The 13,247-nt window shown below is 70.5% G+C and carries 14 protein-coding genes; 13 read left to right on the top strand and 1 reads right to left on the bottom strand.

Translation table 11 applies throughout. The features are described 5' to 3' along the window. Positions 1-108 precede the first annotated feature (108 nt). From ruvB to HJG44_RS18205, 13 genes are all read left to right on the top strand, one after another. Positions 109-1,155: a Holliday junction branch migration DNA helicase RuvB gene (gene ruvB, locus HJG44_RS18145; protein ID WP_171219740.1), complete on the top strand. Its 1,047-nt coding sequence runs from the start codon at positions 109-111 to the stop codon at positions 1,153-1,155. Between the two features lie 64 nt (positions 1,156-1,219). Beyond that, complete coding sequence (locus HJG44_RS18150) at positions 1,220-1,525, top strand: hypothetical protein (protein ID WP_171219741.1); 306 nt, start codon at positions 1,220-1,222, stop codon at positions 1,523-1,525. Continuing rightward, positions 1,525-1,935, top strand: a complete 411-nt coding sequence (gene ybgC / locus HJG44_RS18155; protein ID WP_171219742.1) for a tol-pal system-associated acyl-CoA thioesterase — start codon at positions 1,525-1,527, stop codon at positions 1,933-1,935. The genes HJG44_RS18150 and ybgC overlap by 1 nt, the downstream gene beginning before the upstream one ends. Continuing rightward, positions 1,932-2,705, top strand: a complete 774-nt coding sequence (locus HJG44_RS18160) for a phosphodiester glycosidase family protein (protein ID WP_430395076.1) — start codon at positions 1,932-1,934, stop codon at positions 2,703-2,705. The genes ybgC and HJG44_RS18160 overlap by 4 nt, the downstream gene beginning before the upstream one ends. A 155-nt stretch (positions 2,706-2,860) precedes the next feature. Then, positions 2,861-3,571, top strand: coding sequence for a protein TolQ (gene tolQ / locus HJG44_RS18165; protein WP_171219743.1), 711 nt, complete (start codon positions 2,861-2,863; stop codon positions 3,569-3,571). A 10-nt stretch (positions 3,572-3,581) separates the two neighbouring features. After that, on the top strand, positions 3,582-4,028 hold the full coding sequence (gene tolR, locus HJG44_RS18170; protein ID WP_171219744.1) for a protein TolR: 447 nt from the start codon (positions 3,582-3,584) through the stop codon (positions 4,026-4,028). A gap of 17 nt (positions 4,029-4,045) precedes the next feature. Further along, a complete protein-coding gene (tolA, locus tag HJG44_RS18175; protein WP_171219745.1) occupies positions 4,046-5,284 on the top strand; it encodes a cell envelope integrity protein TolA in 1,239 nt (412 codons plus the stop codon). A gap of 39 nt (positions 5,285-5,323) precedes the next feature. After that, positions 5,324-6,655: a Tol-Pal system beta propeller repeat protein TolB gene (tolB, locus tag HJG44_RS18180; RefSeq protein WP_171219746.1), complete on the top strand. Its 1,332-nt coding sequence runs from the start codon at positions 5,324-5,326 to the stop codon at positions 6,653-6,655. A gap of 187 nt (positions 6,656-6,842) precedes the next feature. Further along, the gene (pal, locus tag HJG44_RS18185) at positions 6,843-7,379 is read left to right on the top strand and encodes a peptidoglycan-associated lipoprotein Pal (RefSeq protein ID WP_171219747.1); all 537 of its coding nucleotides are present in this window, start codon (positions 6,843-6,845) and stop codon (positions 7,377-7,379) included. An 82-nt stretch (positions 7,380-7,461) separates the two neighbouring features. Further along, positions 7,462-8,427, top strand: coding sequence for a tol-pal system protein YbgF (ybgF, locus tag HJG44_RS18190; protein ID WP_171219748.1), 966 nt, complete (start codon positions 7,462-7,464; stop codon positions 8,425-8,427). After that, positions 8,427-9,533, top strand: coding sequence for a tRNA lysidine(34) synthetase TilS (tilS, locus tag HJG44_RS18195; protein ID WP_430395078.1), 1,107 nt, complete (start codon positions 8,427-8,429; stop codon positions 9,531-9,533). Before ybgF ends, tilS begins: the two co-directional genes overlap by 1 nt. Positions 9,534-9,592: 59 nt before the next feature. After that, positions 9,593-11,512 (top strand): ATP-dependent zinc metalloprotease FtsH, encoded by a 1,920-nt coding sequence (gene ftsH / locus HJG44_RS18200; RefSeq protein WP_171219749.1) that lies wholly within the window; start codon positions 9,593-9,595, stop codon positions 11,510-11,512. Between the two features lie 127 nt (positions 11,513-11,639). Next, the gene (locus HJG44_RS18205; RefSeq protein ID WP_246736344.1) at positions 11,640-12,455 is read left to right on the top strand and encodes a DUF72 domain-containing protein; all 816 of its coding nucleotides are present in this window, start codon (positions 11,640-11,642) and stop codon (positions 12,453-12,455) included. A gap of 187 nt (positions 12,456-12,642) precedes the next feature. On the opposite strand, the gene HJG44_RS18210 is transcribed toward HJG44_RS18205, so the two are convergent. Further along, on the bottom strand, positions 12,643-13,101 hold the full coding sequence (locus tag HJG44_RS18210) for an Hsp20 family protein (protein ID WP_171219750.1): 459 nt from the start codon (positions 13,099-13,101) through the stop codon (positions 12,643-12,645). Positions 13,102-13,247 lie beyond the last annotated feature (146 nt).

Here is a 13,247-nt window from a genome sequence, read left to right on the forward strand (position 1 = left end):
GTGCCGCGTTCGCACGCTGGGCCACAGGACCCGCACCCGCCGAGCGCGAGCCCGCGCCGCGGCGGCGTCTCAGGTGACTTCGCCCCTGCGAGGCCGTAAGGCCGGCACATGGCGTCGAGCCCGAAGAAGACCATCACGAGCCCGGAGCCCCGGGGCGACGATCCGGACGTCTCCCTCCGCCCGCTCGCGCTCGCCGAGTTCATCGGCCAGCGGGCGGCGCGCAAGAACCTGCAGGTCTTCATCGAGGCCGCGAAGGGCCGCGGCGAGGCGCTCGATCACGTGCTCTTCGTCGGGCCGCCGGGCCTCGGCAAGACGACGCTGGCGCAGATCGTGGCGCGGGAGCTCGGCGTGAACTTCCGCTCGACCTCCGGACCGGTGATCGCCAAGGCAGGCGACCTCGCCGCGCAGCTCACCAATCTCGACGAGCGCGACGTGCTGTTCATCGACGAGATTCACCGGCTCAACCCGGCCGTGGAGGAGATCCTCTATCCGGCCATGGAGGATTATCAGCTCGACCTCATGATCGGTGAGGGACCGGCGGCGCGGTCCGTGAAGATCGACCTGCCGCGATTCACCCTGGTCGGCGCCACGACCCGCGCCGGGCTGCTCACCACGCCCCTGCGCGACCGCTTCGGCATCCCGATCAGGCTCGAATTCTACGACACGGACGAGCTCGAGCTGATCGTGACCCGGGGCGCGCGCGTGCTCGGCATCGGCATCGCGCCGGACGGCGCGCGCGAGATCGCGGCGCGCTCGCGCGGCACCCCGCGCATCGCCGGGCGGCTGCTGCGGCGCGTGCGCGACTTCGCGCTGGTGGAGGGTGCAGACAGAATCACGCGCGAGATCGCGGACGTCTCGCTGCGGCTCCTCGACGTCGACGCAGCCGGCCTCGACCAGATGGACCGCAAGTACCTGACCATGATCGCCACCAACTATGGCGGCGGGCCGGTCGGCGTGGAGACCATCGCGGCCGCGCTCTCCGAGCCCCGCGACGCGATCGAGGAGATCATCGAGCCGTTCCTGATCCAGCGCGGCTTCGTGCAGCGGACGCCGCGCGGGCGTCTGCTCACCGCGCATGCCTTCCGGCATCTCGGATTTCCGGAGCCGAAGCGCGACCCGGCCGCGCAGTTCGGCCTCTTCGCCGAGGAGGAATGAGGTGGAACCGGGCGTGGCGGTGACCGCGTTCAGGGGTGCACCGCACCTCATCGGAGCCATCGCCATGCGCCGCCTTCTTGCGCTCGCCCTCTGCGTCATGCCGCTCGGTGCCACGGCGGAAGAGCTGTCGCGGCTGGAATGCGCGACCTACCGGGCGGCGCTCACCGCCTCCGGGGAGAGCGTCAAGGCGCTGGCGAGAGGCGCGCGCGAGATCGAGCTCTCTTCGCTGCGCGGCAAGGTCGACGAGGATACCAGGCGCGCGATCGCGCGCCTGGAGGACGCGAACGCGAACCTGCAGCCCGTCATGGAGGAATGGGCCAGGGCGGCGGAAGCATTGGCCGAGCGCATCAAGGTGCTCTGCTCCCGCTGATGGATCCCGCGCCGCACCGCCTTCCCGTCCGGGTCTATTACGAGGACACCGACTTCTCGGGCGTGGTCTATCATGCCAACTACCTGCGCTTCCTGGAGCGCGGGCGGACCGAGCTCCTGAGATCGGCCGGCGTGGACCAGTCCATCCTCCACGCGGAACCGGGGGGCATCATCTTCGCCGTGCGGCGCATGAACATCGAATACCTCCGGCCCGCCCGCATGGACGATCTGCTGACGATCGAGACCGAAACGACGGAGATCCGGGGCGCTTCGCTCCGCATGAGCCAGCGCATCCTGCGGGCCGATGCCGTCCTGCTCACGGCCGGGGTGCATGTCGCCGTGCTGGCGGGCGGCAGGCCGGCGCGTCTCCCGGACGAGATCAGGCGGCTGCTGCAGCGGAGGGCACCGTGAAACGGGCCCTGCTCTGTCTGGCCGTCGCGTTCCTGGTCGCAGGGCCGATCGGGCCCGGCCTGCCCGCCTGGGCCGCCGAACCGGTCTGCCGGCGCGTGTCGCACGAGGGCCAGGGCTATTCCGTCTGCACGGCCGACCTGCGCCGGCATGCGGTGCGGCTGTTCTGGAAAGCGGCCGATGGCGACCCGTATGGCGGCTTCCGCCGCCTCGTCCCGGAGGCCGGCCCGAACCTTCTGGCGGCCATGAATGCCGGCATGTACGATCCGGCGCTCGCCCCCGTCGGTCTCTATGTCGAGAGCGGGCGCGAGCTGAAGCCCGTCAACACCGCCGGCGGCGAAGGAAATTTCCATCTCAAGCCGAACGGCATCTTCTTCGTCGAGAAGGGCCGCGCGGGCGTGGCGGAGACCGGCGCCTATCTGCGCCGAAGGCCTCGCCCGGACTTCGCCACGCAGTCCGGGCCCATGCTCGTCATCGGCGGCCGCATCCACCCGAAGATCTCCCAGGACGGTCCGTCGAAGAAGCTTCGCAACGGGGTCGGGGTGCGCGACCCGCGGACGATCGTCTTCGCGATCTCCGACGGGCCCGTCAGCTTCGGTGCCTTCGCGCGCCTGTTCCGGGACGCGCTCGGCTGCCGCGACGCGCTCTATCTCGACGGCTCGGTATCGAGCCTCTACGCCCCGGAACTCGGGCGCCGCGACGGGCTCCTGCCGCTCGGCCCGCTCGTCGCGATCATGAACCGGCCGGACCAGGCCGCCGTAACCCGCCCTTAACCCTGACAATGTGTTAAGTGGAAGCGCGAGCACCGGGAGCGAACACGCTCTTACTTTCGACAGATTTACGGCACACCGAGAGACGCTCTGCCCGAGATCTTTCGACGAACCAAGGTGACCCGCACAGGTTCGCCGCCTATGAGGACGTGTCGAGAATGAACCCGGCTGACGCCCTTCCCGTCGCCCACGACCTGTCGCTCTGGGGCCTCTTCATGAGCGCCTCGCCGGTCGTGAAACTCGTGATGATCGGCCTGCTCGCCGCCTCCGTGTGGTGCTGGGCCATCATCATCGACAAGACGCTGCTCCTCCGCCGCACCCGCGCCGAGATGGACCGCTTCGAGGACGTGTTCTGGTCCGGGCAGTCGCTGGACGAGCTCTACCGTTCGCTGAAGGACAAGCCGGCCGCCGGCCTTCCGGCGATCTTCGTGGCGGCCATGCGCGAATGGAAGCGGAGCTTCGAGGGATCCGGGCGGCAGGTCGCGAGCCTCGCCCAGCGCATCGACAAGGTCCTCGACGTGACGATCCAGCGCGAGGTGGAGCGGCTCGATTCCAAGCTCGTCTTCCTCGCTTCGATCGGCTCGGCAGGGCCCTATATCGGGCTCTTCGGCACGGTCTGGGGCATCATGACGGCCTTCACGTCGATCGCCGCCTCCAAGAACACGAGCCTTGCGGTCGTGGCACCGGGCATCGCGGAGGCGCTGTTCGCCACCGCCATCGGCCTCTTCGCGGCGATCCCGGCCGTGCTCGCCTACAACAAGCTGCAGGCGCAGGTCGGAAAGGCGCAGGCCCGCCTGGAGGGCTTCGCGGACGAGTTCTCGGCGATCCTGTCGCGGCAGATCGACGAGCGCATGGCGCTCGCGGCCTGAGGTCGGACGAATGGGTGCGATGATCGGGACGGCCGGGGGCGGCGGGCGCCGCAGGCGGCGCGGGCGGCGGGCCGGCGTCATCAACGAGATCAACATGACGCCCTTCATCGACGTCATGCTGGTGCTGCTCATCATCTTCATGGTGGCCGCGCCGCTCATGACGGTCGGCGTGCCGCTCGACCTGCCGCAGACCAAGGCCGCGCAGCTCAACGTGGATCAGAAGCCGATCACCCTGTCGATCCGGCAGACGGGCCAGGTCTTCCTGGCCGAGAACGAGCTGAAGGACGACGAGATCGTGCCGCGCCTCGGCCAGGTCGCCAAGAACGGCCATGACGAGCGCGTCTTCGTGCGCGGGGACAAGAAGGTCGATTACGGCCGCGTCGCCCAGGTGATGGCGATCGTGACCTCGGCCGGCTACAAGCGCGTCGCGCTCGTCACCGAGCCCGAGCGCAGATAGCGGCAGGGGCGCGTCCGGTGCGTATCCCCTTCGACAGGTCGGAGCCCGGCGCCTGGATCTCCGGCGCGGCGCATGGCGCGATCCTGCTCGCGGCCGTGTTCGGACTGTCGACCAGCAAGCTGCCCGATGCCGAGGAGGGCATCCCGGTCGAGGTGGTGACCGACAACCAGTTCTCGGAAATGACCAAGGGCGAGCGCGAGGCCGCCAAGCCCCTGCCCGAGCCGAAGCCGCGCGCCGACCGGGTCGCGGAGACGCGGGTCGAGCGCGATCCCGGCGAGGAGAAGGTCGATGCGCCGGCGCCGCCGAAGCGCCCGGCCGAGGTGAAGGTCGCCGAAGAGGAGGCCGAGGCGGCGCCCCCGCCGCCGCCCGCTCCGAAGCGCGTCGCGGAAGCGGCGAATCCCCAGCCTGCACCCGCCCCGCCCTCCCGTCCCGAGCCGCCCAAGCCCGACCCCAAGGTCGAGGCCCAGAAGGCCGCCGAGGCGAAGGCCAAGGCCGAGGCGGCCGCGAAAGCCGTCGAGGCGCAGAAGCTCGCCGAAAGGCAGGAGGCGGAGGCTCTGGAGAAGGCCCGGGTCGAGGCCGCCAAGGCGAAGGCGCTCGCCGAGGCCAAGGCGAAAGCGGAGGCCGAAGCGAAGGCCAGGGCCGTGGCCGAAGCCAAGGCGAAGGCCGAGCTCGAGGCGAAGCTGAAGGCGCTGGCCGAGGCGGAGGCCCGCGAAAAGGCCGAGGCGGAGGCCAAGGCGAAGGCGCTCGCCCAGGCGAAGGCCAAGGCGGAAGCCGAAGCCAGGGCCCGCAGGCAGGCAGAGGCCGCCGACAAGTTCAGCCCCGGCGACATCCGGCAGCTCCTCGCGTCGAAGGAGCCCTCCCGCTCGAGCGGAGCCACCGGGCGCGAGGTCCAGCGCACCGCCTCCCTCGGCACGGCCACCGGCAGTTCCCAGCGGCTGAATCCGAGCCAGCGCGACCAGCTCATCGGCCTCCTGTCCGAGCAGCTTCACCGCTGCTGGCAGGTGCCGGTCGCCGCGCAATCCGTCGACAAGCCTCCCGTGCCGACCGTCCGCGTGAAGCTGAACCAGGACGGATCGCTGGCCGCCGAGCCCGTGGTGATGAATTCCTCGGGCGACCCGCTCTTCCGCTCGATCGCCGACAGCGCCACGCGTGCGACCCGCCGTTGCGCCCCTCTCAAGATCCCGGCCCAGTTCGCGCCCTTCTACAACGATTGGCGCGATCTCGTGGTGAATTTCGACCCGCGCCAGGTGGGATAGCCCCCGCCTCGACCGCGCGGCCCCAACCCGCCGAGCGCCATGACCTCAATCAGCCGCCGTTCCTTCAACGCTTTCGCTGCCGCCCTGGCGGCCGGAGCCGCCGCACCCGGCCTCGTCCGTCCGGCGAGGGCGGAACTCGTCATCGATGTCCGGCGCGGCAATTTCCAGCCGATCCCGATCGCGATCGCCGACTTCTCGGGCGAGGGCGATCTCGGGCAGCGGGTCTCCGGCATCATCGCCAACAACCTGACCCGCTCCGGCTATTTCCAGGTGCTCGACAAGGGGCGCTTCCCCGAGCGGCCGAGCTTCGATGCGGCACCGCAATTCGCGGCCTGGAAGGCGTCGGGCGCGCAGGGCCTCGTCACCGGCCGGGTTGCGCGCGACGCGTCCGGGCGCCTCAAGGCCGAGTTCCGGCTGTGGGACCTGGTTGCCGGCCAGCAGGTCCAGGGCCAGCAATACACGACCGACGCCGCAAGCTGGCGCCGGGTCAGCCACATCATCTCGGACGCGGTGTATACGAAGATCACGGGAGTCGGCGGGTTCTTCGACACGCGCATCGCCTTCGTGGACGAATCCGGGCCGAAGGAGAACCGTCGCAAGCGACTCGCCGTGATGGACCAGGACGGCGGAAACGTCCGCTATCTCACGCAGGGCGACTCGCTCGCCGTCGCCCCGCGCTATTCGCCCGTGACGCAGGACATCGCCTTCATGTCCCAGAGCTCGGGTCAGCAGCCCCGGGTGCAGGTGATCAACCTCGAGACCGGCTCCCGCCAGGTCGTCGGCAACTTCGCCGAGATGAGCGCGAGCCCGCGCTTCTCGCCCGATGGCCGCCGGCTCCTGATCAGCCTGCAGGACGGCGCAAACTCCAACATCTATGCCTACGACCTCGCCACGCGGCAGACGAGCCGGCTGACGAACACGAACGCGATCGACACCTCGGCCTCCTATTCCCCCGACGGCTCCCAGATCGTGTTCGAGTCGGACCGCGGCGGAAAGCAGCAGATCTACGTCATGGCTCCGGACGGCTCGAACCCGCGCCGCATCTCCTTCGGCCAGGGCGCCTATTCGCAGCCGGCCTGGTCGCCGCGCGGGGATCTGATCGCCTTCACCAAGCAGAGCGCGGCCGGGTTCGCCATCGGGGTCATGAAGCCGGACGGGTCGGGCGAGCGCATCCTGACCGAGGGCTTCCACAACGAGGGGCCGTCCTGGGCGCCGAACGGGCAGTACCTCGTCATCTTCCGCGATCCGGGCGGGCAGTCCGGCGGCAAGCTCTACATGATCGACATCACCGGCAAGGTCGAAGTGCCGATCCCGACCCCGTCCTACGCCTCCGACCCGACCTGGTCGCCGCTGCTCGGCGAGGGGCGTTGATGCGCGTCCACGTGCGCCGGCACACGGCTCCGCCCCATTTCAGACAGCATTAACGCTGACGAGACCTTCCGGATTCGCTGCCGGCGGCACTGCATGCCGGCAAGACTTCGTCAAGGTTGACGGAACCTGCCCTTAACGTCTCGCGGCTAGCTCTGGTGCATCCAGGGTCGCGTGAAGGAGTTCTCAGATGCTGTCGTCCCTCGCTCGGGGCGCAACCGCCCTCAGGCTCGCCGCCGTTTTCGCGGCCGCTCTGTCGATCGCCGCCTGCTCGTCCACGCCCGATCAACTGGCCGACGCTTCCGGCGCGGGCGGGGCCGGAGGCCGCGGCTTCGGCGCGGGCGGGGCGGCGACGCCCGGCTCCGCCCAGGACTTCGTCGTCAATGTCGGCGACCGCGTGTTCTTCGAGTCCGACTCGTCGGATCTCACCCCGACGGCGACCGCGACTCTCGACCGGCAGGCGGAGTGGCTGCAGCGCTATCCCCGCCACAGCTTCCTGATCGAAGGGCATGCGGACGAGCGGGGAACCCGCGAATACAACTTCTCGCTCGGGGCGCGCCGGGCGCAGACCGTGCGCGACTACCTCGCCTCGCGCGGCATCCCGTCCTCCCGCATGCGCACCGTGTCCTACGGCAAGGAGCGGCCGGTGGCGGTCTGCAACGACATCTCCTGCTGGTCGCAGAACCGCCGCGCCGTCACGGTCATCGGCGGCGCCGGCGAGTCCTGATCGCGGGTGGCGCGGCCTCGGGCCGCGCCGCCTTTGGCACGCGGTTCGGGCGTGCTACTCGGGGCCCCGTAGGAGAGTGCTCATGGCCCGTTTCGCCGCGCTGGCGCTCAGCGCCGCGCTGTCCACCACCCCGCTCGCTCCCGCCTTCGCGCAGGACGCGGCCGAGCTCCTCGTCCGGCTGAACCGCCTCGAGGGCCAGGTCCGCCAGATGTCGGGGCAGATCGAGCAGCTCCAGTTCGAGAACCGGCAGCAGAAGGAGCAGCTCCGGAAGTTCCAGGAGGACGTCGAGTTCCGGCTCCAGGAGCGCTCGGGCGGCGGCCGTTCCGCCGCGCCCGCAACGACGCAGCCCTCCTCCGCGCCGCAGACGCCCGCTTCGACGCCCCGGCCCAGCCGCCGCAGCGATGCGTTCGATCCGGACGCCGAGCCCGGTGCCCCGGGAGCGCCACGCCCGCTCGGGACCACCGCCGCCTCGCCGCCGCTGGCGGACCCCGCTCCCGGACGCCGGCGCGGCGGAGAGGACACGGCGTTCTCCGAGGGCGCGCCGCTCGACCTCGGCGCGGCGGCGCGCGGGCCGGTGGCAGGCATGAACCCGGCCGTCGCGGGCACCAACCCGGCCGCTTCCACTCCGCGCGCCACGGCGAGCCTGCCCGCCGGCGGCGGAGAGGCGCGCGCGGATTACGATGCGGCCTACGCCTATGTGCTCCAGAAGCAATGGGACCAGGCCGAGAGCGCGCTGCGCCGCTTCCTCGCCCAGCATGGCCGCGACCGGCTCGCGGCGGATGCGACCTATTGGCTCGGCGAGAGCTACCTCCAGCGCAGCAGGCACCGGGATGCGGCCGAGCAGTTCTTGAAGGTCTCGACCGAGCACACGCGCTCGTCGAAGGCTCCCGACGCGCTGCTCAAGCTCGGAATCTCGCTCTCGGCTCTCGGCGCCAAGGACCAGGCCTGCGCCACCTTCGCCGAGGTTGAGCGGAAGTATCCGCAGGCCTCCGCGAGCCTGAAACAGGCAGTCGACCGCGAGCAGAAGAAGGCTCGCTGCCCGACGTGATCCGCCGGCCCGCGGACGAGGCGCGGCCAGGCCAGGCCGAATTCGCAGCCGCCTTCGCCGGGCTCGAAGCCGCTCCCCGCGTTCTCGCTGCCGTATCCGGCGGACCGGACTCGGTCGCTCTCATGGGTGCCCTGGCGGAATGGGCCCGCGCTCCGGGGCGCCCTCCGGTATCCGTGGCGACCGTCGATCATGGCCTGCGCCCCGGGGCCCGCGCCGAAGCCGAGGCCGTCGCGGAGCTCGCGGCGAAGCTCGGGCTGCCGCACGCCATCCTGACCTGGGCCGGCCCGAAGCGGCGGCCGGTCTCGCAGGCGGCGGCCCGGCAGGCCCGCTACCGCCTGCTTCTCGAGCACGCGCGGGAGATCGGCGCCAGCCACCTTGTTACGGCGCATACGCTCGACGATCAGGCCGAGACCGTGTTGCTGCGGCTGGCGGCCGGGTCCGGACTTTCGGGCTTGGCGGCGATGCGGCCTCGGGTCGCGCGAGGCGGGCTGCAGCACGTCCGGCCCTTCCTCAGGATCCCGAAGGCCGGCCTCGTCGCGGCCTGCCTGGCGCGCGACTGGCCTTTCAGCGAGGATCCCTCGAATGCCGACCCTCGCTTCGCCCGGGTACGCTGGCGGCGCGCGATCATGCCTCTCCTCGCGGCGGAGGGTCTCGACGCGGAGCGGCTCGCCCGGCTTGCCGCCCGGCTCGCCCGGGCGGATGAGGGGCTCGATCATGCGGCGGAGACCGCGCTCGCCCGGCTCGCCCTGCAGCCGGGCCCAGGGGCGCGGGTCGAGATGGCCGCACTCGCGGCCGAACCCGCCGAAATCGCGCTGCGCGTCCTCAAGCGCCTGCTCGAGCAGCCTCGTTCCGCGGCCGAGGACGAGGCCGGCGGGCCGCATCTCCGGCTGGAGCGGCTGGAGGAATGTCTCGAGGCGCTTCTGCAGGCCCATGCGGCGGGCCTGCCCGTACGGCGGACGCTCGCCGGCCGCCTGCTCCAGCTCGACAGGACCGGCGTGCTCGCGATCGTCCCGGAGCCGGTGCGGCGTCGGGGGCGACGGGACGCGGTAACCCCGATCGAGGTCCCGAACCCCGCTTCACTTGGCACGGCCCCCCGGGGCGCCTAGATTACGGCTCGGGGACGAGCATGCGCGCTCGCGGCGCGTCCCGGGGATCGCCCGCTGAGATGAATCCGAATTTTCGCAATTTCGCCCTCTGGGTGATCATCTTCCTTCTGGTTCTGGCGCTCGTCACGCTGTTCCAGAATCCGGGGCAGCGCGGCGGCGGAGGCGACATCGCCTATAGCCAGCTCCTCACGGATGCCGATAACGGCCGCATCTCCAACGTGGTCATCTCCGGCCAGGAGATCACGGGCACCTATACGGACGGGCGCACCTTCACGACCTATGCTCCCTACGACCCGCTCCTCGTGCAGAAGCTGTCGCAGAAGGGCGTCCAGATCACGGCCCGGCCGGCCGGCGATTCCACGCCCTGGTTCATCGCGCTTCTGGTGAACTGGCTGCCGATCCTCGTCTTCATCGGCGCCTGGATCTTCCTGTCGCGCCAGATGCAGTCCGGGGCGGGCCGCGCCATGGGCTTCGGCAAGTCCAAGGCGAAGCTCCTGACGGAGGCGCATGGCCGCGTCACCTTCGAGGACGTGGCCGGCGTCGACGAGGCAAAGGACGACCTGCAGGAGATCGTCGAGTTCCTGCGCGACCCGCAGAAGTTTCAGCGCCTCGGCGGGCGCATCCCGCGCGGCTGCCTCCTGGTCGGCCCGCCCGGCACCGGCAAGACGCTGATCGCCCGTGCCGTCGCGGGCGAGGCGAACGTGCCCTTCTTCACCATCTCGGGCTCCGACTTCGTGGAGATGTTCGTCGGCGTGGGCGCCTCCCGCGTTCGCGACATGTTCGACCAGGCGAAGAAGAACGCGCCCTGCATCATCTTCATCGACGAGATCGACGCTGTCGGCCGTCACCGCGGCGCGGGCCTCGGCGGCGGCAACGACGAGCGCGAGCAGACGCTCAACCAGCTCCTCGTCGAGATGGACGGGTTCGAGGCGAACGAGGGCATCATCATCATCGCGGCCACCAACCGGCCCGACGTGCTGGACCCGGCGCTGTTGCGTCCCGGCCGCTTCGACCGCCAGATCGTCGTGCCCAATCCGGATATCGTGGGACGGGAAAAAATCCTGCGCGTCCATGTCCGCAAGGTGCCGCTCGCGCCCGACGTCGACCTCAAGACGATCGCGCGCGGCACCCCCGGCTTCTCGGGCGCCGACCTCATGAACCTCGTCAACGAGGCGGCGCTGCTCGCGGCCCGTCGCGGCAAGCGCATCGTCACGATGCACGAGTTCGAGGATGCCAAGGACAAGGTCATGATGGGCGCCGAGCGGCGCACCCTCGTGATGACGGACGACGAGAAGCGGCTGACCGCCTATCACGAGGCCGGCCATGCCATCGTCGCACTGAACGTCCCGGCGACCGACCCGGTGCACAAGGCGACGATCATCCCGCGCGGCCGCGCGCTCGGCATGGTCATGCAGCTCCCCGAGCGGGACAAGCTCTCGATGTCCTTCGAGCAGATGACTTCGCGCCTCGCCATCATGATGGGCGGCCGCATCGCCGAGGAGATGATCTTCGGGCCCGAGAAGGTCACGTCCGGCGCGCAGTCCGACATCGACCAGGCGACCCGGCTCGCCCGGATGATGGTGACCCGCTGGGGCTTCTCGCCCGAGCTCGGCACCGTCGCCTATGGCGAGAACAACGACGAGGTCTTCCTCGGCATGCAGGTCAACCGGCAGCAGAACGTGTCGGAGGCGACCGCCCAGAAGATCGACTCGGAGGTCCGCCGCCTCGTCGAGACGGGCCTGGAGGATGCCCGCCGCATCCTGACCGAGAAGCGGGAGGACCTGGAGACGCTCGCCCGCGGGCTCCTCGAATACGAGACGCTCTCCGGCGAGGAGATCCGCGACCTGCTCGACGGCAAGCCGCCCGTGCGCGATCTCGGCGAGCCGCCGGCGCCGTCCCGCGGCTCTCCCGTCCCGCAGGCCGGCCGGAACCGGCCGCGCGGCGAGCCCGGTGGACTCGAGCCGCAGCCGCAGGCCTGACCGCCGCCTCCCGGCTCCCCCGCACCAGACCGATCGGGCCGCATCCTCCCGGATGCGGCCTTTTTCGCGGGCGGGCTCCGCAGGCGCCGGCGCTTCCGGGTGGCGGGCCGTCCCGCATGGCGGCAGAATGGTCCCTGCGGCGGATCGGGGCGGGACGGGCATGATCAGGGTCGGGATCGGCGGCTGGACCTTCGCGCCCTGGTGCGGGACCTTCTATCCCAAGGGGCTGCCGCATGCCCGCGAGCTCGAACATGCAAGCCGGCACGTCACGGCGATCGAGATCAACGGCACGTTCTACCGCACCCAGTCGCCCGAGAGCTTCCGCAAATGGGCGGCCGAGACGCCCGAGAACTTCGTCTTCTCGGTCAAGGGCCACCGCTTCGTGACGAACCGCAAGCGGCTTGCCGAGGCGGGCGATGCGGTCGAGACCTTCATCGCCTCCGGGGTCCTGGAACTCGGCGACAAGCTCGGACCGCTTCTCTGGCAGCTCGCGCCGACAAAGCGCTTCGAGCCGGAGGACATCGACGCATTCCTGAGGCTCCTGCCGAAGGAGCGCGGCGGCCGCCCGCTGCGTCACGCGCTGGAGGTCAGGCACGAGACGTTCCTGGTGCCCGAGCTGATCGAGGTGCTGCGCCGCCACCAGGTTCCCGCGGTCTTTGCGGAATCGGACGAGTACCCGGCCATCGCCGATCCGGTCGGCGATTTCGTCTATGCGCGGCTCCAGCGCTGCCGCGAGGCGGAGCAGGAAGGCTACCCGCCCGCGGAGCTCGACCTCTGGGCCGGGCGGGCCAGGGCCTGGAAGCGCGGCGAAACGCCCGAGGGGCTGCCCTGCCTGGCGACGACGCGCCCCGAGAAGCGGCCCCGCGACGTCTTCGTGTTCTTCATCGCAGGCGACAAGGTCCGTGCGCCCATGGCGGCCCAAGCCATGTTGCGACGGCTGTGAGCGAGCCCGGCCGGCTGCCGCCGTTCACCCGATGGCGCTCGACAGACGCTTCCGCGAGGGAGCAACCGCGGCGTGGTCGCCTTCAGCCTCCTGCCCCTAGCCGCCGAGGCGCCAGGTTCACGGAACGGCGCGGGCATGAAAAAGCCCCGGAGGGGCGCTCCGGGGCCGAAAGGGATGGGCCGATGGTTTACGCGGCCTGCTTGGCCTCGATGGTCTGCGGGCCGCGGGTATTGATCGCGATCTGCCGGGGCTTCTTGGTCTCCGGGATCTCGCGGACGAGATCGACATGGAGCAGGCCGTTCTCGAGCGACGCGCCGGTCACCTGGACATAGTCCGCGAGCTGGAAGCGGCGCTCGAAGCTGCGGGCCGCGATGCCCTGGTAGAGCACATCGGACTTGCGCTCGGGGGTGCCCTTCTTCTCGCCGCGGATCGTGAGCGCGTTCTCCTTCACCTCGATGGAGAGGTCATCCTCGGAGAAGCCGGCAACCGCGACCGAGATGCGGTAGGCGTTCTCGCCGGTGCGCTCGATATTGTAGGGCGGGTAGGAAGGAGCCGCCTCGCTGCCCCCGAACTGATCGAGCATCGAGAACAGACGGTCGAAGCCGACCGTGTTGCGGTACAGGGGTGCAAGATCGAACTGTCGCATGGCATATCCTCCGTGAAGCGACATGCATCTGGGGGGTCCGCCCTGGGGCCGGACCGGCGCGCCGCCAACCTTGGCCGGCACGCGAATGAGGTGGACATGGCACCGGCTGCCTTCAAGGCCCCCGTCGCAAAAAATCGCAGGCGGAC

Source organism: Enterovirga aerilata (genome assembly GCF_013044135.1).
GTDB classification, from domain to species: domain Bacteria; phylum Pseudomonadota; class Alphaproteobacteria; order Rhizobiales; family Beijerinckiaceae; genus Enterovirga; species Enterovirga aerilata.

What these genes read in the sequence shown, in the direction of transcription:
- HJG44_RS18205 (WP_246736344.1), top strand. Translation starts at nt 11,640, where the DNA reads ATGGTCCCTGCGGCGGATCGGGGCGGGACGGGCATGATCAGGGTCGGG.
- pal (WP_171219747.1), top strand. Translation starts at nt 6,843, where the DNA reads ATGCTGTCGTCCCTCGCTCGGGGCGCAACCGCCCTCAGGCTCGCCGCC.
- ybgF (WP_171219748.1), top strand. Translation starts at nt 7,462, where the DNA reads ATGGCCCGTTTCGCCGCGCTGGCGCTCAGCGCCGCGCTGTCCACCACC.
- ftsH (WP_171219749.1), top strand. Translation starts at nt 9,593, where the DNA reads ATGAATCCGAATTTTCGCAATTTCGCCCTCTGGGTGATCATCTTCCTT.
- HJG44_RS18210 (WP_171219750.1), bottom strand. Translation starts at nt 13,101, where the DNA reads ATGCGACAGTTCGATCTTGCACCCCTGTACCGCAACACGGTCGGCTTC.
- ruvB (WP_171219740.1), top strand. Translation starts at nt 109, where the DNA reads ATGGCGTCGAGCCCGAAGAAGACCATCACGAGCCCGGAGCCCCGGGGC.
- tolB (WP_171219746.1), top strand. Translation starts at nt 5,324, where the DNA reads ATGACCTCAATCAGCCGCCGTTCCTTCAACGCTTTCGCTGCCGCCCTG.
- HJG44_RS18150 (WP_171219741.1), top strand. Translation starts at nt 1,220, where the DNA reads ATGCGCCGCCTTCTTGCGCTCGCCCTCTGCGTCATGCCGCTCGGTGCC.
- tolR (WP_171219744.1), top strand. Translation starts at nt 3,582, where the DNA reads ATGGGTGCGATGATCGGGACGGCCGGGGGCGGCGGGCGCCGCAGGCGG.
- ybgC (WP_171219742.1), top strand. Translation starts at nt 1,525, where the DNA reads ATGGATCCCGCGCCGCACCGCCTTCCCGTCCGGGTCTATTACGAGGAC.
- tolQ (WP_171219743.1), top strand. Translation starts at nt 2,861, where the DNA reads ATGAACCCGGCTGACGCCCTTCCCGTCGCCCACGACCTGTCGCTCTGG.